14 protein-coding genes are annotated in these 19,275 nt (G+C 58.9%); 8 read left to right on the forward strand and 6 right to left on the reverse strand.

Translation table 11 applies throughout. The annotated features are described in order from the left end of the window. Positions 1 to 112: 112 nt before the first annotated feature. From JMJ97_RS00505 to JMJ97_RS00515, 3 genes are all read right to left on the reverse strand, one after another. The gene (locus JMJ97_RS00505; RefSeq protein ID WP_260698790.1) at positions 113 to 1,309 is read right to left on the reverse strand and encodes an MFS transporter; all 1,197 of its coding nucleotides are present in this window, start codon (positions 1,307 to 1,309) and stop codon (positions 113 to 115) included. 175 nt (positions 1,310 to 1,484) lie between these two features. Next, entirely contained in the window at positions 1,485 to 2,306 is an 822-nt protein-coding gene (locus JMJ97_RS00510) for a hypothetical protein (RefSeq protein WP_260698791.1), read from the reverse strand. A 96-nt stretch (positions 2,307 to 2,402) separates the two neighbouring features. Further along, on the reverse strand, positions 2,403 to 3,776 hold the full coding sequence (locus JMJ97_RS00515; RefSeq protein ID WP_117646072.1) for a family 4 glycosyl hydrolase: 1,374 nt from the start codon (positions 3,774 to 3,776) through the stop codon (positions 2,403 to 2,405). 175 nt (positions 3,777 to 3,951) lie between these two features. On the opposite strand from JMJ97_RS00515, the gene JMJ97_RS00520 reads away from it, so the two are divergent. After that, entirely contained in the window at positions 3,952 to 4,704 is a 753-nt protein-coding gene (locus tag JMJ97_RS00520; RefSeq protein ID WP_158550125.1) for a MurR/RpiR family transcriptional regulator, read from the forward strand. A gap of 62 nt (positions 4,705 to 4,766) precedes the next feature. Here the strand turns inward: JMJ97_RS00520 and JMJ97_RS00525 are convergent, their stop codons facing one another. The 3 genes from JMJ97_RS00525 to JMJ97_RS00535 form a co-directional block, all read right to left on the reverse strand. Further along, positions 4,767 to 6,431, reverse strand: a complete 1,665-nt coding sequence (locus JMJ97_RS00525) for a PTS transporter subunit EIIC (RefSeq protein WP_260698792.1) — start codon at positions 6,429 to 6,431, stop codon at positions 4,767 to 4,769. 314 nt (positions 6,432 to 6,745) lie between these two features. Further along, complete coding sequence (gene feoB, locus JMJ97_RS00530) at positions 6,746 to 9,157, reverse strand: ferrous iron transport protein B (protein ID WP_196025767.1); 2,412 nt, start codon at positions 9,155 to 9,157, stop codon at positions 6,746 to 6,748. Positions 9,158 to 9,579: 422 nt separating this feature from the next. After that, complete coding sequence (locus JMJ97_RS00535) at positions 9,580 to 10,479, reverse strand: alpha/beta hydrolase (RefSeq protein WP_260698793.1); 900 nt, start codon at positions 10,477 to 10,479, stop codon at positions 9,580 to 9,582. Positions 10,480 to 10,722: 243 nt separating this feature from the next. Here JMJ97_RS00535 and JMJ97_RS00540 point away from each other — a divergent pair, with 243 nt between their 5' ends. The 7 genes from JMJ97_RS00540 (at position 10,723) to JMJ97_RS00570 (ending at position 19,152) form a co-directional block, all read left to right on the forward strand. Then, positions 10,723 to 11,286, forward strand: coding sequence for a PTS sugar transporter subunit IIA (locus tag JMJ97_RS00540; protein ID WP_040359007.1), 564 nt, complete (start codon positions 10,723 to 10,725; stop codon positions 11,284 to 11,286). A gap of 181 nt (positions 11,287 to 11,467) precedes the next feature. After that, complete coding sequence (gene asnS / locus JMJ97_RS00545) at positions 11,468 to 12,871, forward strand: asparagine--tRNA ligase (RefSeq protein WP_260698794.1); 1,404 nt, start codon at positions 11,468 to 11,470, stop codon at positions 12,869 to 12,871. A gap of 258 nt (positions 12,872 to 13,129) precedes the next feature. Beyond that, positions 13,130 to 13,915 carry a hypothetical protein gene (locus JMJ97_RS00550; protein WP_117745796.1) on the forward strand — a complete coding sequence of 262 codons (786 nt, stop codon included), beginning with the start codon at positions 13,130 to 13,132 and terminating at the stop codon, positions 13,913 to 13,915. Between the two features lie 160 nt (positions 13,916 to 14,075). After that, positions 14,076 to 15,056 carry an ABC transporter substrate-binding protein gene (locus JMJ97_RS00555; RefSeq protein ID WP_195361885.1) on the forward strand — a complete coding sequence of 327 codons (981 nt, stop codon included), beginning with the start codon at positions 14,076 to 14,078 and terminating at the stop codon, positions 15,054 to 15,056. Positions 15,057 to 15,259: 203 nt separating this feature from the next. Continuing rightward, entirely contained in the window at positions 15,260 to 16,183 is a 924-nt protein-coding gene (locus tag JMJ97_RS00560) for an ABC transporter permease (protein ID WP_006234992.1), read from the forward strand. After that, positions 16,176 to 16,970, forward strand: a complete 795-nt coding sequence (locus JMJ97_RS00565; protein ID WP_055250279.1) for an ABC transporter ATP-binding protein — start codon at positions 16,176 to 16,178, stop codon at positions 16,968 to 16,970. The genes JMJ97_RS00560 and JMJ97_RS00565 overlap by 8 nt, the downstream gene beginning before the upstream one ends. Before the next feature lie 157 nt (positions 16,971 to 17,127). Next, positions 17,128 to 19,152 carry a bifunctional metallophosphatase/5'-nucleotidase gene (locus tag JMJ97_RS00570; RefSeq protein WP_260698795.1) on the forward strand — a complete coding sequence of 675 codons (2,025 nt, stop codon included), beginning with the start codon at positions 17,128 to 17,130 and terminating at the stop codon, positions 19,150 to 19,152. Positions 19,153 to 19,275: the final 123 nt, after the last annotated feature.

The following is a 19,275-nucleotide window of genomic DNA, read 5'->3' on the forward strand; positions in this document are numbered from 1 at the left end:
GCCCGCCGCGCATCCCCTCCCCCAAAATAAGTTGCGGTGAAATACGGACTGTTTACCAGGTTTACTGGGCTAAACACTCCGTATTCCACCGCAACTGATGAGGAGGATGTGGCTAGGCGACGGGCTTTGCACGGCGTATGGCTGGGAACATCACCGTGATGGCGAGGATAACGCCCACGACGGCAATCGACCCGCCCGCGAAGCCGATCCAAGCGATACCGGGACCCGAAACCACGGCGCCGCCGATTGCGGTGCCCGTGCCAATACCGAGGTTAAACAGGCCCGAGAAGATCGACATGGCAACGGCCGACGAATCTGCCGGCGTGTGCTTGATGAGCTCGGCCTGAAACGCCACGTTAAAGGCCGTGGCGCAGCAACCCCACAGTGCGCAGACGGCAAGCACTGTCACGAGCGACGATGCGGCCGGCCCCATGAGCAGCAGGGCCACCGGCACGCCGGAGAGCGTGATAGCCAAGAACGGGAAGCGATGCCCATCGAACAAGCGGCCAAACAGCCAGCTTCCGAGCAAACCAGAGCAGCCAAACGCCGTCAGCGTCATGGTAATGGCGCTTGCGTCGACATGCGCGACCTGCGCCAGGAAGGGCTCGATATAGCTGTAGCTTGCGTAATAGCCGGTCGCCATGAAGACCGTGACTGCGTAGAGCGCGATGAGGAGCGGGTTCTTGAGCAGCTCGGGCAGCTGTTTGACAGTAAAGCGCTCACCCGCCGGCATGGCCGGGAACACCGCTGCCTGGTAGACGACCGCGATGGCTGAGAGGCCCCCGACCACGGCAAACGTCATGCGCCAGCCCACGGCCAAGCCAATGGCGCGACCGAGCGGCAGGCCAAAGATCTGCGCGATGGACGAGCCCGTAGCGATCATGCTGATGGCGAGCGCGCCGTGGCGAGTGTCGACCAGGCGCGAGGCCATAATCGAGGCGACTGACCAGAACACGGCATGTGCGCAAGCGACCACCAGGCGCGCGCAGACCAGGATGGGATAGGTCGGCGCCACAGCGGACAGGAACTGACCGAGCGAGAACACGGCCAGCACGCCCAGCAGCATCCGCTTGAACTCGAAGCGCGAGGCAAACACCATGAGCGGCAACGACAGCAGCATGACGCCCCAGGCATAGACCGAGATCATGATGCCAGCTTGGGCCTCGGTGAGCGAAAACGATGCAGCGATGTCGGTCAGCAGGCCGATGGGCATGAACTCCGACGTGTTGAATACGAACGCGCAGCAGGTGAGCCCGATGAGCGGGAGCCACTGCCTGAGCGTGATGCCGTCTTGCTTTGTTTGAGCCATATAGGAAAACCTCTCCGATTATCTTGAGCGGTGGGCGATTATAGCAATGAGAAGTCTATAAAATGAGCGACAAAAGAATTCTTGGAAAACGATTGTTAACAGACGGCGCGCCAATTCTGCTTAGAAAGCAAGGTACGCAGGAACTCAATGTCGAAAACGCGGCTTCATCTTCGGGCTATCGCGCCTGCTCGGATACGCACAAGGACACCCCCATGAGCACGTCAATTTCGAGCCAACTCGCAACCGCACAATGAACTAGCAAAAGCAGCATATAAGCAAACGCCCCATAATAAAGTCCCTCATGCACAAGCGCCGTCACTGAAAGTGCCGACGGCAGCGCCGCACTCGAAACTACCCATCCAACAAGAACCTGGATAGCGCAACTTGCAACCAGGTTCCATGCCACCAGCAGCGTTGCGGGACGCGCGATTTCTCTCCAGGAGGAACGAAGCACCGTGACCGAACGCATGATGTAGCGTGGTGCAAACCGAATGCCTCGTAGTCCCCTCTGCTCCACGTCCGCATCTTCAATTAACACGAATACGAACGACGCGGAAAGAAGCGTCACGATTACTGCCACCACAAGCGAGCACAACACCCCGAGCTGACTGCTCGCAAGCGAGGCAAAGACTACAATTGCCGATAAAATCAAGTGAACCAAATAAATTAGCAGCGCCCCAGAAATCTGGAGGGGAACCGTCGAGGCCAAGAGATAAACCGGAGGGGTTCGAGCAGGTTGCACCGTCTCTTTGGACCGGTCGACGGCAAATAATGAAAAAGCCACATTCGATAGAAGCAGGTTTAAAAAGGCCGCGACCACAGTGCAAATAAGCGTAATGGACGGATAGATATAGGCGAGCTCAGTTGCAACGTTTGATACACCAATTTGAAGCGCGCTCATAACAAACAAGGGGATATATAACGCCATCGTGCAGCCACTCCGGCATTCCTTCGCCCGATCGCCCGATTCCAGAAAGACATTGAAGTTCTCTCGCAAGTTCACTCTATACCTGTTTTCTTACTAAGCAGGGCGAACGGGCGCCAATATAAACGCCGGTCCGCCCATCCATAATTTCTAGTTTTAACGTCCAGACTAGTCTGTCCAGCCGTCGATGTAGTCGCGGTTAAGCTCAAAGTACTGCGCGGCGATATCTTTCGCCAAGGAGTACGAATTAACGAGCGGGTGCATCGCGAGGCTCTCGACAATGTCGCGCTTCGATCGGTTAACGATGCCACGCGCCACGGTGCGCTCGTAGTACTTGACGCGACGAATCAATTCGAGGTTTCCCGCTGGCACAGAATCGGCTTCGACGCGATGCGGCACGCAGCCATCGGTGGAGATATCGCACGTTGACTCAATGACATCTGTATCGAGAAGGCCGGGGATGGCGCCATTGTTGGGGGTGCACAGGATCATCTGCTGCGTCTTGCCAGAGCGAGCAATATCCATGAAGCGGAGCGCGACACCTGCGTATCCGCCAGCATCTTTGCCGTACACGTCAAACGTCCACGGCTTGTCGCGATGAATACCCGTCTCGGCCGCCATGTAGTTGTTTTCGCGCATTCCGTACCACTTCTCAAAGCACGCGAGGCCTTTTTCGAAGTCGTTCTCAATATCGATAGATGCAAGCTCGCTCGTCATTTCTCGATTAATTTCTTCGATTAGTTCGCCGCGCGTCTGGGGCGAAGAGAGAACGTTGGCAACGGCGCGCTCGCGATAGTAGAAATAGTATAGGTACTCATTTGGCACGCATCCGCGATTTAGGACGAGGTCCTTCTCGAAGAACCTAAGATCTGTATGAGCATATGCCCCGTCGTCGTGGATCAAGTCGGACATGATGTCCTCGCCGTCAACCGTCACATTGCGGAAGAACGAGAGGTGGTTGAGTCCATAGCACTCGCCCTGAACCGATGCGGGATCAACGCCTTTATACTCGGCAAACTGATGCAACATGCCCGAGGGAGCATCGCAAATGCCATAAGTAAAATCATAGCCCATATCGCGTAGGGCCTGAGATACGACGCCAGCGGGATTAGTAAAGTTAAACACCTTGACGTCCGGCTTTGCGTACTTCTTGATTAACTCGCAATACGAAGCAAGCGCAGGGACGGAGCGCATGGCAAAAGACACGCCGGCTGCGCCAGTCGTCTCTTGGCCAAGAACCCCATGCGAAAGAGCAATGCGCTCATCGCGAACGCGCATATGGTCCCCACCGACGCGAATCGTCGTGATCACGTAATCGGCGTCCTTAACGGCCTCGACTGCATCGCCCGTCAGTGAAAAATTAAGCGTGGGGCAAAGCATGCCCGAGACATGGGCGGCAAGGCCACCGTAGATGCGCAGCTTCTCGGGATCATTGTCCATAAACACAAGTTCGTCGATTCCAAGCGATGACGCCTGCTGGGCTATGCTCTTTGCCAAAAACATGGAGCGGACGCCACCGCCACCTATGACCGTAAGTTTCATATCGAAACCCCCAATTAGCACATTCAATATTGCATGGTTCGCCTGTGTTTGAATATTGTATCCAGCATGGAGGGCCGCTTCCCGCCCCGGTTGCAAGGCGGGAAAGGAATTCCCCAAGGAGTTATTATTTACGCAACGGAAGCGGCCACACACGTCCGGCGGGAAGGAAGCACCGATGGTTGATAAAAAGCAGATTTCCAAGCTCTACTCAGCCGCAAAGCTATCCGAAACCGAGCAAAGCGTACTCGAATACCTACTCAACAATATCGACACCCTCGATGATATTGGCATAAAACCCGTCGCCATGGCATGCTTTACCAGCATGACGACAGTCATCAGGCTTTCGAAAAAGCTCGGCTACCGTGGCTACCGCGAAATGATGTACGATCTCAAGCACCTTCAGCATGTCTCCCGCGAAATGAATCAATCACTCAAAGACAGTAGCGTCCACTTCGTATGTCACACCGGAGATGTAGACGTATTCATCGCCGCACTGCATCGCAACAGAATGATCGGAGTAAACGGAGAGGGCTTCTCACGCATCGTTGCGCAGTACATGGCGACTAAGCTCGTTGGACTTGGCTTTTTGGCCGTCATACAGGACTTCCTAGAAACCGATCAGTTTGTCGAATCCAACCGAAATACGCTCAGCTGCATGATGCTCATATCCAAATCGGGCCAGACAGAAGCCATCCTGGAAACCGCAAGGGCATGCCACGACGCGGGCATTACGACCCTCGCGTTTACCGGCAACGAAGACAGCGAGCTCGCCAAGACGGCAGACGCGATCTTTACGATACATGACGATCACCCAATGGATCTTAAGAACGTTAAGCCTAACTGCTTTACCGGAAGTTGTATTCTCGCATTCGAAGAACTATTGAGTATCTGCCTTGACAATCTAAAACAAGAAGGCCTGGCCCCCTAAATCATGCGATAGGAAGCCAAGCCCTGGAATTGCGCTATGCAATTGAAAGCCACTTGCGCGTTTTACTCGTCACCGAGAACTTCGTGCACCTCAGAAGCGACTTCGCCGACACGAGGACCGTAAATGACCTGGATTGCCTTGTCGCTCAGGCGGATAACGCCCATAGCTTCAAGATTCTTGGTGAACACCTCGTCGTCTGCAACCTTAGAACCATCCTTGACAATCACGCGAAGACGTGAGATGCAGTTGTCAAGATCATCAATGTTGTCGGCTCCACCAAGCGCTTCGACAATGCCAACAGCAAGCGCGCTGTCCTTGGCCGCACGGCCCTGGACTGCCTTCTCGGGAGTGCTATCAGACTCGCCCTTTGCCTCAGCGGCCTTTGCCTCGAACTCGGCTCTGCTGTTGATCAACTCAATATCGTCACCATCGTCTCGACCGGGCGTCTTGATATCGAACTTAGTAATAAAGAACCGGAAGAGGAAGAAAGCTGCCAGGAAAAAGGCGGGGAGCAGGATAAGGTATGGAAGCAGATTAAGCTTCTCGGGGCGGAATAAGAATGGGATCAGGTCCTTGATATTTCCCTGGTACACCGAAACGCCCATTGCCTCCGAGAGAACTTCACCCAGTCCGGAAAGCGGAGCGTAAACGCCAAAGTAGAGCCAGGGGGCGGCAAACAGGAACGTAAAGAGAATAGGCTCCGTAACGCCAAAGAAAACAGTCGAAATCACTGTGGGGATTAAAAGACCAGCAACCTTCTTGCGGTTCTGGGGCTTGGCACAAGACCACATAGCAAGGGCGATGCCCGGGAACAACGCGTAATCGTTAATGCCATAGCCAGCCATGAAGGCCCTAACCAAGAGCTTGTCACTGCTGGGAGAAGCGAGCTGTGCAAGCTGAATGGCGCTATTGCCCACCACGCGCGTTCCATCGACGACCATGGAGCCGCCAAGCTCAGTCCAATACATGGGCGTCTCGAGCAACGGATGCAAGCCAAACGGCACAAGGCTCTCGAGCACCCAGCGATAGACAAACGTACCGACCAGACCGGAGCCTTTCACGAACGTCGCAATACCCGAGAAGCATCCACCGATGACGGGCCAGACGAAGTACATGATGCCGCCCAGGATGCCACCGGCGACCAGCGATACAATGGGGACCGTTCGACTGCCCGCAAAAAACGCCAGCGCCGTTGGAAGCTTGGTCTTGTAAAAGCGGCCGGTGATCCAGGCGACCAGGCAGCCCACGATAATGCCGCCAAAGACACCAGAGCTGTAGCCAAAAAAGCCGAGCGAGGTAGTGTAGAGTGCGGACTGCTCACTCGCCTGAATGGACGTAAGGCCGACCTTCTGAAGAGCTTCCACCGTTGTATTGTCGGCAGCCAAGCCAGCTGCTCCAAGCAGAATCTCAACCGTCTTGAGCATGGTGAGATAGCAGACAAGGGCAGAAAAGGCAGCCCAGCCCTTCTCTTTGCGAGGCAAGGAGAAGGCGCAGCCGACAGCAAACAAAACACCGAGGTTTCCAATGATTACCTCGCCGAGACCCTTAAATACCGAGAAGAACGTAAAGAGCGGCGAAGCGGCATACCAGTCCCAATTAACGCCAAGGGACACAAGGGTCAGTTCGGTCGTAAAAACGCTACCGATACCCAAAAAGAGACCGGAAATGGCAATGAGCGTAATCGGAACGAGCATTGCCTTTCCGAACGATTGGAATTTTTCTTTCATCAATTCCCTCCTCAATGAGCCTCTACAAACGACTATTGCACCCCACGTCCCCACACAGGCGAAACGGAAGACATGCTCGGCAATAGACACAAAGTGATTGTAGAAAGGGGCACAAAAAATGTGCATCGGCATCGCGTAATGCGGTTAAATCGACCGACGATTGCAAGTATTTACGAATCCGCAAACGGCAGCAAATAGGCAGCGAACGGCAACCTGCAGCGTAGGACAGTCCCCGCAGGCCGACAATTACCGGTATTTTGGCTCATATTTGTTGAATTGTTGCTCGCCCAAAAGCGCGGAGCATCAACGCGCCCCTAAGCCAACCCCAGCAATATGCCCGCCGAATGCACGACAAACGCCACGATCCAGGCAACGGCGACCTGAAACGCGAATACGGCCACGGCATAGCGCGCGCCCAACTCGCTCTTGACGGCGCCGATTGCCGCCACACAAGGCGGGTACAGCAACGTAAAGACCAAGAACACGTAGGCGGTAAACGGCGAAAACATGGTCGACAGCGCCGCGGGCGACGTTGCGCCCAAAAGCACCGTGAGCGTCGAGATGACGCTCTCCTTGGCAATGAGCCCCGTGACGAGCGCCGTCGAGGCGCGCCAGTCGCCAAAGCCGAGCGGGGCCAACACCGGCGCGATGATGCTACCCAGACCGGCAAGCAGGCTTTGCGACTGGTCGGCGACCACGTTAAAGCGGATGTCGAACGTCTGAAGGAACCAGATGACCACGGTCGCGGCAAAGATAATGGTAAAGGCCTTGGTGATGAAGTCCTTGGCCTTATCCCATGCCAGCATCACCGTCGTCTTGACGCTCGGCAGGCGGTAATTAGGGAGCTCCATGATAAACGGCACCGGGTCGCCCTTAAATGCCGTGCGGTTGAGCACCAAAGCCGCGACGCAGCCGACCACGATACCGATCAGATAGAGCGAGACCATGGCGGGAACCGTCGCCTGCGGGAAAAACGCCCCGCACAGCAAGCCGTAAACCGGCAGCTTGGCTGAGCAGCTCATAAACGGCGTGAGCATGACCGTCATCTTGCGGTCGTGCTCGGATGGGAGCGTACGGGTCGACATGATAGCCGGCACGGTGCAGCCGAAACCGACGAGCATGGGCACGAAACTGCGGCCCGACAGGCCAAAGCGACGCAACACCTTATCCATGACAAAGGCCACGCGCGCCATGTATCCGGAGTCTTCCAGAATGGAGAGGAACAAAAAGAGCACGACGATAATCGGCAGGAAGGTCAGCACACTGCCCACGCCCGTAAGCACGCCGTCGACAGCCAGCGAGCGCACCACGTCGTTGGTACCGAACGCCTTGAGGCCCGCATCGGCCGAGGCGATGATGGCAGCGATACCGTCCTCCATGAGTCCCTGCAACGCCGCGCCGATCACGCCAAACGTCAGCCAAAAGACGAGGCCCATGATCACCAGAAACGCCGGAATGGCTGTGTAACGACCTGTCAGGATGCGGTCAATCTTGACGGAGCGCACGTGCTCGCGGCTCTCGTGCGGCTTGACGACGCAACGCCCGCACACGTCGCCGATAAAGCTAAAACGCATATCGGCCAGCGCAGATAGGCGGTCGGTGCCGGCCTCGCCCTCCATCTGGGTGATGATGTGCTCGATAGCGTCGAGCTCATTGCGATCCAGGTGAAGCGCCTCGGTTACCAGCTCATCGCCCTCGACCAGCTTGGTCGCCGCAAAGCGCACCGGGATGTGCGCCGTCACGGCATGGTCCTCGATCAGGTTAGCAATACCGTGGATGCAGCGATGCAGCGCACCGCCGTCCGGACCGTCGGGCGCGCAAAAGTCCAGGCGACCAGGGCGCTCGCGGAACCGCGCCACGTGCAGGGCGTGGTCCACCAGCTCGCCGATGCCCTCGTTGCGGGCAGCGCTAATGGGGACAACGGGCACGCCCAACAGGCTCTCGAGCAAGTTGACGTCTACGGCGCCGCCGTTGGCGGTCACCTCGTCCATCATGTTGAGCGCGATGACCATAGGACGGTCAAGCTCCATGAGCTGCAGTGTCAGGTACAGGTTGCGCTCGATGTTGGTGGCGTCAATGATGTCGATGATGGCGTCCGGACGCTCGTCGAGGATGAACTGACGGCTCACGACCTCCTCGCCTGTGTACGGCGACAGGGAGTAAATGCCGGGCAGGTCGGTAACGCTCGCCTCGGGATGGTTACGGATGGTGCCATCTTTGCGGTCGACCGTCACGCCGGGAAAGTTACCGACGTGCTGGTTGGAGCCCGTCAGCTGGTTGAATAACGTGGTCTTGCCGCAGTTTTGGTTGCCGGCGAGGGCAAAGTGCAGCGGCGCGCCCTCTGGCACGGCCGTCTTTGCCGCACGGGGCGAATACGTCCCCTCGCCCAGGGCCGGATGCTCCGTCGTGCCGATTGCGGCGTTAGCGCGCGGACCCGTATCGGTGTCGTGAATACCCACGAGCTCGATGCGAGCGGCATCGTCCTTACGCAGTGTCAACTCGTAGCCACGCAGGCGGATCTCGAGCGGGTCACCCATGGGGGCGTACTTCATCATGGTGACTTCGGTGCCCGGCGTTAGACCCATGTCCAAAATATGCTGTCGGAGTGCCTGATCGTCCGATGCCACCGATGCGACAACGGCGTCCTTTCCAATCTCGAGTGTATCGAGCTTCACGTCCGTGTTCCTCCCCCGGCGCCCGCAGGGCGTTGTATTTATGTTCACCATGGCTAACCGTTTGCCATGGCTAACCAATTTTAAACTTACATGATAGCGTGAACACACAACGACGTTCAATCAGCAGATTGGCGCAATGGGGACAGGCAGGAGAGTTCAGGGCCATAGTTTCCCGATGAGGCCTCTCGGGGAAACTACATCCCAGAATTCTGGCTCGAAACGGGATATGGTTTCCCAAACAGGCCTCTTACGGAAAATGCATCCCGGAATCCCCACTCGAAACGGGACGCACTTTCCCAGTCGAGGCCCTATGGGAAACTGCGTCCCACCTTGAAAGGCAAAACTGGGACGCAGTTTCCGGGCGGGGCATCAAAAACGAAGTTGCGGTGGAATAGTTCCTGGATGGACTGGTTGATGCCCCAGATAGGAACTATTTCACCGCAAGTTATTGAAGGGCTGGGATGCCGAGACTCTTACAGATGGCGCCCCAGGAAGCGGAAGGCTAGGCGAATCCAGGGACGGACTGCCACCTGCTTGTCCTCGTTGTCGACCGCGGTGTTGGCGTTGCCGAGCGAAAGGCCGTGACCACCCTGGTCGAAGACGTGTATCTCGCAAGGGACGCCCTCCTCGGCCATGCGCTGCGCAAACGGGTAGACCTGCGCGATCGGCGCCGTCTTGTCGTCGGACACGCCCCACACAAAGGTCGGTGGCATCTGACGCGAAACATGCGTGGTGGGGCAGATGTCGGCCAGATGCTCGTCAGTTGCCTCGCCGCCCGTCACCATCGACAGGTAATCGTTGAGCAAATCGCGCCCCGTCTTGCCGCCCGTCTTGGGCACACGCAAGTCAATGCGCGGATCGCGCGTCTGCATGTCGCGCACATAGGCAAAGTCGAGCAATGGATAGCCCAGCACCACGGCATCGGGACGAATGTCGTCCGGACGCGCCCCGGCAAGTGCCGCGAAGGGGCCGGTCTTCCACTGTGTTGCCAGCGAGGCGCAAATCATGCCGCCAGCAGAAAAGCCCACGACGCACACGCGCTTAGGATCGACATGCCACTCGTCGGCGTTGGCGCGCACCGTGGCGACCATCTTGGCAAGATCTGCCTGGGGGTGCGGAAAGCTCACGTCACCCGTAGAACTCGTGACATAGTTGAGCACAAAGGCCTGGTAGCCGCGATCCAAAAATGCAAACGCCACCGGGTCCTGCTCGTGCGGAGCGATATGCGTAAACCCGCCTCCGCCGCAGATGATCACCGCGGGGCGGCGGCCATTCGGTTTATCGGGCAGCGGCTCGGCACCCAAATACGTAAACGTCGCCGGATAATCCTCGGTCGGCTCCTCGCCCCACAGCGCATGATTCTCGACAATCATATGTGCTCCCTTCGCGCAAATTATGCGCCCTTGTTTTTCGCCTTCAAGCGTACCCCACTTGAACCCGTGGCGCAGAAACACTCCGGCAATAAGTTTCCCTTCAACTGATATATCACATAATCCCAGTTCAGAGGTATCGTTGAGCAGCGTAGAATAGGGGCGTTGACCAAGCCGCGAAACACATGTGAAACGTTTCCGGCAAACCAAACGCGCGATATGCGCCTATTTAAGTTGGAGGCAACTATGGGTCTGCTCGATTCGCTTAAGTCCACCTTCACCTCGACCGGCGAGGCGTCCGTTCCGCCCGCAGCAAGCTTCGCTACCCGCGAAGGCGTCATCTATGCCCCCGTCAACGGCGTGCTCGTCAACCTGAACGAGGTTCCCGACGAGACGATCGCCTCGGGCATGCTTGGCCAGGGCTATGGCATCGAGCCCATTACCGGCACCATCTATGCGCCCGCCAACGGCCGCATCGGTGCCACCACTGTCACCAACCACTCCATCGGCATGATTACCGAGGACGGCCTGCGCGTGTTCATCCATGTTGGCCTGGGCACCGTGGAAATGAACGGCAAGGGTTTTGCCCGCTTTGTCGAGATGGGCGATGTGGTCAAGGCAGGCCAGCCGCTCATCAGCTTCGACCGCGAGGCCATTAAGGCCGCTGGTCACGAGGACATCGTGACCGTCATCGTCTCCGAGCTCGATCGTCTTAAGAGCATCGACCATGTCGGCGAGTCTGGAACGCTTATCGGCGGCAACCCGCTCGTCAAGCTTGGCGACCCGCTGCTGGTTGCCAAGACCAAGTAGCCAGGCCCCGCGCCACACAGCCAAAAGGCACCTCGTCAAGCGCCCACGACCATTAGGCCGCGGGCGCTTTTCGTTTGAAAAACCATCCCGCCAATGCCTTATCTGTATAGCCCAAATGAGCCGAGCTGCTAGAATATCGAACTGTATGGATAACTATCATTCAACCGTTATGGGAGGATACGTGAACCGCACCAAAATCGCGCAGCTCTATGCCGATGCCGAGTCGCTCGGCGGCCAGACCGTCACCGTCGCCGGCTGGGTCAAGTCCGTCCGCGACATGAAGAACTTTGGCTTTGTTACGCTCAACGACGGCAGCTGCTTCCGCGACCTGCAGGTCGTCATGAACCGCGAGGCACTCGACAACTACGACGAGATCGCCCATCAAAACGTCTCGGCCGCACTCATTTGCACCGGCACCGTCAAGCCGACCCCCGATGCGCCCCAGCCTTTCGAGCTTTCTGCCACCTCCATCGAGGTCGAGGGCGTCAGCGCCCCGGATTACCCGCTGCAGAAGAAGCGCGCAACCGTCGAGTTCCTGCGCACCCAGCAGCACCTGCGTCCGCGCACCAACCTGTTCCGCGCCGTGTTCCGCATCCGCTCTGTCGCGGCTGCCGCCATCCACCGCTTCTTCCAGGAGCAGGGCTTTGTCTACGTCAACACCCCCATCATCACCACGAGTGACTGCGAGGGCGCCGGCGAGATGTTCCGCGTGACCACGCTCGACCCCAAAAATCCGCCCCTCACCGAGTCCGGCGAGGTCGACTGGAGCCAGGACTTCTTTGGCAAGCATGCAAGCCTCACCGTGTCCGGCCAGCTCAATGCCGAGAACTTTGCCATGGCCTTTGGCGACGTGTACACCTTTGGCCCCACCTTCCGTGCCGAGAACTCCAACACCACGCGCCACGCCGCCGAGTTTTGGATGATCGAGCCCGAGATGGCCTTTGCCGACCTTAACGACTACATGGATAACGCCGAGGCCATGCTCAAGTACGTCCTTAAGGACGTCATGGCAACCTGCCCCGACGAGCTCAATATGCTCAACAAGTTTGTGGACAAGGGTCTGCTCGAGCGCCTGGACCATGTCGCCAACTCCGACTTTGCCCGCGTTACCTACACCGAGGCCGTCGAGATCCTGGAGCAGGCAGTCGCTGCTGGCCACCAGTTTGATTACCCCGTCAGCTGGGGCATCGACTTGCAGACCGAGCACGAGCGCTTCCTGACCGAGGAGCACTTTAAGCGCCCGACCTTCGTGACCGACTACCCGGCCGAGATCAAGGCGTTCTACATGCGCATGAACGAGGACGGCAAGACCGTCGCCGCCGCCGACTGCCTGGTTCCCGGTATCGGCGAGATTATCGGCGGCTCCCAGCGCGAGGAGCGCCTGGATCTGCTCGAGGCCCGCATCAAGGACCTGGGCATGAATCCCGAGCAGTACAAGTACTACCTTGACCTGCGCCGCTACGGTTCCTGCAAGCACGCCGGCTACGGTCTGGGCTTCGAGCGCTTGGTCATGTATCTGACCGGCGTGGGCAACATCCGCGACGTCCTGCCGCACCCGCGCACCGTGGGCAACGCCGACTTCTAATCGTCGAACGCTAGCTCGCGTCGCCACACGCCAACGCTCATCGCACAAGCGTCTCTCGACATCGGTCGAGAGACGCTTTTTTCAACAGCGTCCGTCAAGCTTTTGGCAAGTTTTTGGTCAGTTGAGCAGGGCTGTTGAAAACTCGACCCGCCGTTTGCCGACGACTACCGACCGCCCAGAGCGCCCTGCGCCCCTGGGAAAGCCCCGCGTCCTAGGCTCCATACCGTCGCCACCCAAAACGGAAAGGACGTGGGCACCATGACCGAAGCCGCTGTTGAAACCTACGACACCACGACGAGGGGCGCCGCCTCGATGGCAGCCTATCGCGCCGTTCGTATCCTGCAGCTCTTGAGCGAAAACACCGGCGAAGACAAGGCCATGCTTTCCGATGAGCTGATCCGGCGCCTCGCCCATCCCGACGACCCCGCCCGCATGCCCATCTCGGCGGCGCGGCGCAGCATCTACACCGCCATCTCCGCGCTTCGCCATGCCGGATACGAAATTGAATACAAACGCGGCGTGGGCTACAAACTTCTTACCCGCCCGCTCACCGATGAAGAGATCATCCGGCTCCACGGTATGGTCATGCGCAACCGCTCCACGCCTATCGCTATCCGCAAGAGCATGGCGCAGCACTTAGTTGCCATGGCGAGCGCCGACGTTCGCGGCTACCTCGATACACCCGAACCCGCTCCAAGCGCAGGCAGCAAGGCTACCAAGGCAACACGCACGCCCATCAAGCGCATCGACACGTGCGAGCTCGTCGAGCAGGCCATCGACCACGGAACCACGGTGAGTTTTGATATTTCGAGCGTCACGACACGCGGCGAAACCGAAGCAGCACGGATGACACTCCGTCCCTTTGCCATCAGGCAGCGCGATGGCATCTCGTATCTGCTGGGAACGGTCTACGACGCCCGAGGCACCGACGATACGCTGCGCACCGTCGAGATCGCCCGTATGAGAAACGTCAGCACGCGCCTGCTCGACGGCAAGAAGCTCTTCGCCGCCCTGGACGAGGACGACGCCTCCTCCGCCGCATAAGACCCTCCGCCGCCCATTCGACTACCCGTACCGCCCATCCGATTCTGTATTAAAAAACCCGCCAGGCTGTTGTAAAAATGGACATCAGCGCTACTATAGTCCCACTTGCACTTTGTCCCAGTGCAGTGTTTCCAGCCATTTTTATACTGGGGGTAATGATATGAAGGACATCACCATCAGCCGCAGGAGCCTTCTGGTCTCCGCCGGCCTGCTCGCGCTCGCCCCGCTCGCCGGATGCGGCGGCAACTCTGGTTCCGGCTCTGCTGCCGCCGGTTCCGACTACACCATCGGCGTTCTGCAGCTCACCGAGCACTCCGCGCTCGATGCCGCCAACGACGGCTTCGTCAAGGCCATCAAGAAGAGCGGCCTTAAGGTCAAGATCGACCAGAAGAACGCCCAGAACGACCAGTCCACGTGTAAGTCCATTGCCGACAAGTTTGTGGGCGACAACGTCAACCTGATTTATGCCATCGCCACGCCCGCCGCGCAGGCTGCCGCCGGCGCCACGGCCGATATCCCCATCGTGGGCTGTGCCATCACCGACTACGCCGCCTCCGGCCTGGTCCAGGACAACGACAAGCCGGGCACCAACGTCACGGGCGCTTCCGACCTCACCCCGGTCGCCGAGCAGCTCGAGATGATGCAGAAGGTCCTGCCCGACGTTAAAAAGGTCGGCCTGCTCTACTGCACCGCCGAGTCCAACTCCGACGTCCAGATCAAGGCCGCCAAGAAGGAACTCGACAAGCTGGGCCTGGAGTACACCGATTTCACCGTCTCGAGCTCCAACGAGATTCAGTCCGTCGTCGAGTCTGCCGTGGGCAAGGTCGACGCGCTGTACTCCCCCACCGACAACACCATCGCCGCGGGTGCCTCGCAGGTCGGCCAGATCTGCAAGGAAAACAAGCTTCCCTTCGTGACTGGCGAGGAGGGTATGTGCATGGCCGGCGGCCTGTTCACCCTCTCCATCAATTACGAGGACCTGGGCTACGCCGCGGGCGAGATGGCCGTTAAGATCCTGAAGGGCGAGGCCAAGCCCGAAGACATGCCGATCAAGCACCTCTCGAGCAAGGACCTGGTCGTCGTCAAGAACGACGAAATGGCCGAGGCCCTGGGCATCGACCTTTCCGCTCTGGACGCGTAATGCCATACGCGGCATGCGTCTAGAGCCCGTGCTCGCGCTTTAGCCGCGTTATTCAATATCTGAACCACAGGGGCGGGCGCTGTAGACCGGCGTCCGCCCTGCTTGTTTCAGGTAAAACAAAACGTCTGTCCGCAGCTCTTCTATGCATTGTTACCGCTATTATGGTGAATCACGTGTCCACCCTATCCTAGGAGGTATGAAGCATGCTCATTGCATTGCAGGGCGCCGTTTCGCAGGGCGTCCTCTGGGGCATTATGGTGCTTGGCGTGTTTATCACGTTCCGCCTGCTCGACATTCCCGATATGACCTGCGACGGCAGCTTTGCCCTCGGCGGCTGCGTCTGCGCTGTGCTCATCGTCAATAACAACGTCGACCCGCTGCTCGCCGTGCTGGCCGGTATGTGCGCCGGCGCCATCGCGGGCGCCGTCACGGGCATTTTGACCACCGTCTTTGAGATTCCTGCGATCCTCGCCGGAATCCTCACCCAGATCAGCCTGTGGTCCATCAACCTGCGCATCATGGGCAAGTCCAATACGCCCATTCTTGCCAAGGGCACCGTGTTCTCCGCCGTCAGCAATATGACCGGTCTGCCGCAGTCCACCGTTGCCATCATCTTGGGCATCCTGCTCGCCGTGGCTATCGTTGCCATCCTGTATTGGTTCTTTGGCACCGAGATCGGCTCGGCGCTGCGAGCCACCGGCAACAACGAGTACATGATCCGCGCTCTGGGCGTCAACACCAACTCCACCAAGATGATCGCCCTCGTGCTCTCCAACGCCCTCATCGGCCTTTCGGGCGCGCTCATCTGCCAGAGCCAAAAGTATGCCGACATTGGTATGGGCACCGGTGCCATCGTTATCGGTCTTGCCGCCATTGTTATCGGCGAGGTGCTCGGCCGTCTGCTGCCCGGCGGCCTCACGCAGTTTAGCGTCCGTCTTGCCTCCGCCGTCTTTGGCTCCGTGGTGTACTTCCTTATCCGCGCCATCGTGCTGCAGTTGGGCATGGACGCCAACGACATGAAGCTGCTCTCCGCCGTAATTGTCGCTGTGGCCCTGTGCGTGCCCGTGGTTTGGGAGCGCTATAAGCTCCGCAGCTCCTACACGAAGGGAGATGAGGCAGATGCTTAAGCTCTCGCATGTCAAGAAGACCTTTAACAAGGGCACCGTCACCGAGAAGCGCGCGCTCACCGGCGTCGACCTCACCCTGAATGACGGCGACTTTGTAACCGTGATCGGCGGCAACGGCGCCGGCAAGTCCACGCTGCTCAACATGATCGCCGGCGTGTACCCGCTCGATTCGGGCGTTATTGAGCTCGACGGCACCGACATCTCGCGCCTGAGCGAGTCGCAGCGCGCCAAGTACCTGGGCCGCGTGTTTCAGGACCCCATGCGCGGTACCGCTGCCGACATGCAAATCGCCGAGAACCTGGCCCTCGCCAAGCGTCGCGGCCAGCGTCGCGGCCTTTCGTGGGGCGTCACCAAGGCCGAGAAAGATGAGTACGTTGAGCTACTCAAGCGCCTGGACCTTGGTCTGGACACGCGTCTCAACGCCAAGGTCGGCCTGCTCTCGGGCGGCCAGCGCCAGGCACTCACCCTGTTGATGGCCACGCTCACCAGGCCGCGCCTGCTGCTGCTCGACGAGCACACCGCGGCCCTCGACCCCAAGACGGCCTCTAAGGTGCTCAACCTGACCGAGGAGATCGTCGACGAGAACCACCTGACCACGCTCATGGTCACGCACAACATGAACGACGCCATCCGTCTGGGCAACCGTCTGATCATGATGCACGAAGGCCACGTGATCTACGACGTGGCGGGCGATGAGAAGAAGTCGCTCACCGTAGCCGACCTGCTGCAGAAATTCGAGGAGGTCTCGGGCGGCGAGCTCGCCAACGACCGCATGCTGCTAAGCTAAACCTACCAAAAAGGGACAGGTTTATTTTGGCAGGTTTTATCTGCGCAAACGTCAAAACCGCCGCTAAGGGACAGGCGCCCTTGCGGCGGTTTTCGCATATTATGTCGATAATCCGATATTCAACCAGACATTCTGGCTAAGGACTAAGGAAACTGCCATGAAAAGACTCCCCCGCCTTGCGTTAGCCACCGCGTTGTTTGCAGGCGCGCTCGCAGGCATCCCAAGTCTCGCTTTCGCGGGGAACCTGCCCGCCGCTATTGACGGCTCCGTGGCCGTCATGCACACCAACGACATCCACGGCAGCTACAAGTACAGCTACAACGCAAGCAAGGGCACCGGCACTGTGGGCTTCGACGGACTGGCGGTTCTCTATAGCGCCCAAAACAGCGCCCCCGATCTTTTGCTCGATGCGGGCGACACCTTCCACGGGCAGTCCTTCGCCACCATGAGCGAGGGCAAGAGCATCGCCGAGCTCATGGACACCTTCTACGCCGACGGCTACGACGCGACCACGCCAGGCAACCACGACTGGAGCTACGGTGCGGACAAACTCCGCACCATGACCGGCTTCAGCACCACCGGCACGCCCTTCGCCATGCTCTGCGCGAACGCAAAGTCTACGAGCGGCGTATGGAGCTCGAGCATCACGAAGACGCTCGATCGCACCTGGGAGGATAGCGAAGATCACTCCACATTCGACTACAAAATCAAGGTCGGCGTCGTGGGTGCCATGGATGAGTCGCTAGGTTCCTCGCTGCGCGCGGACCTGGTCGCGGGCACCAGCTTCTCGAGTGCCGCGAACGCCATCAATACCGAGGCAGAGCAGCTGCGCAGGGAGGGCTGCGATGTTGTTGTGTGTATCGCGCACACGCTCGACGCCAAGACCTTTGCCACGCGGCTCCGTGGCGTCGATGCCCTTATCGCAGGCCACGAGCACATCAACCTTAACGAGAAGGTGACGGGAGCCGACGGCAAGACGATCCACGTTGTCGAGGCAGGCAGCGCCTTTGCCGAGGTGGGGCTGCTTTCCGTCCCCTACGAGTACGACACCAAGGGCACCGAAAGCACCGACGATGACACGGTCACGGTCCCTGCAGACGGCAGCGATGAGAAGCTCTACACCGCCAAGAACGTCAACGACCTTTTGGCAGACCCCGACAAGGGCTCCGACTACCAAAGCCGCCTTGAAGCCGTCCGCAACAAGATCAAGCCGCTCGACGAGGACTTTGAAAACGAATCGAACAAGGTGCTCGGCACATCCACCACCAACTATTTCTACGGCGAGGACGCCGCAGGCACGCATGGTTGGGAAATGGTGCGCACCACCGATTTCCGCCCCAGCAAGGAGGGCGACACCACCAAGGCCCAGACCATCGGCCACGTGATTTGCGGCTCCTATCTTGCCCTGACGGGCGCGGACTTCGCTATCGAAAACGCTGGCGGCATCCGCGGCGGCATCGCGGCGGGCAACGTGACCGCCGGCAACGTCATCGCCATCTCGCCCTACGGCAACACCGTGGAGACCTGGACCATGACCGGCGCGGACTTCCTCGCAGCGCTCGAGCACTCGCTACAAATCAGCGACGATTGCAACGACAGCTACGAGCTTCAGCAGGCTTATGTGGCGGCCGGTCACACCGAGCAGGAGGCGCAAGACAAGTACAAGTGGCGCGATGACTCTGGCAGCGTTCTCTCCTTTGGCGGCATCAACGTGACGATTGATTGGACGCAGCCCGAAGGCAAGCGCATTGTGAGTGCCACACTCACCAAAGACGGCAGCACGCTCGATCCCACCAAGACCTATACCGTCGCCACCAACAACTACATCATCACCAACACGACCGACTTCCCCACCTTCGCAAACGCCACTAAGCACACCGAGTGGGGTACCTGCGAGTCAGCGCTAAGGGCGCTGATCGGGCAGAACGGCTGGGAGAGCAAGATGGCCGGGCTCGCCGGCACCATCGGCTTCGGCTCCGCAGCCGTGGACCCCACGCCCTCACCGGCCCCGGCGCCTAAGCCCTCGTCTAAGACGGACACGGCGACCACGAAGGTCATCACCAAGAAGACGACCGGTAAGCTTGCCGCAACGGGAGACCGCACGCTGGCAGTAGTTGGCGCGTGCCTTATCGGCGGCATCATCGTCATCATGCTCGGCATTATCTGGAAGCGTCGACGCTAAGCTACACCGCCGGGCCTTACAGCCCCGCCGCGTAAACCTTATATCGAGCACAGAAGCCCGTCCGAATTTGATCGGACGGGCTTCTTGGTGGGTATCATGGTTGGACGATCATTAGGAGGTTTT

It is taken from the genome of Collinsella aerofaciens (genome assembly GCF_025289055.1).
Taxonomy (GTDB): Bacteria; Actinomycetota; Coriobacteriia; order Coriobacteriales; family Coriobacteriaceae; genus Collinsella.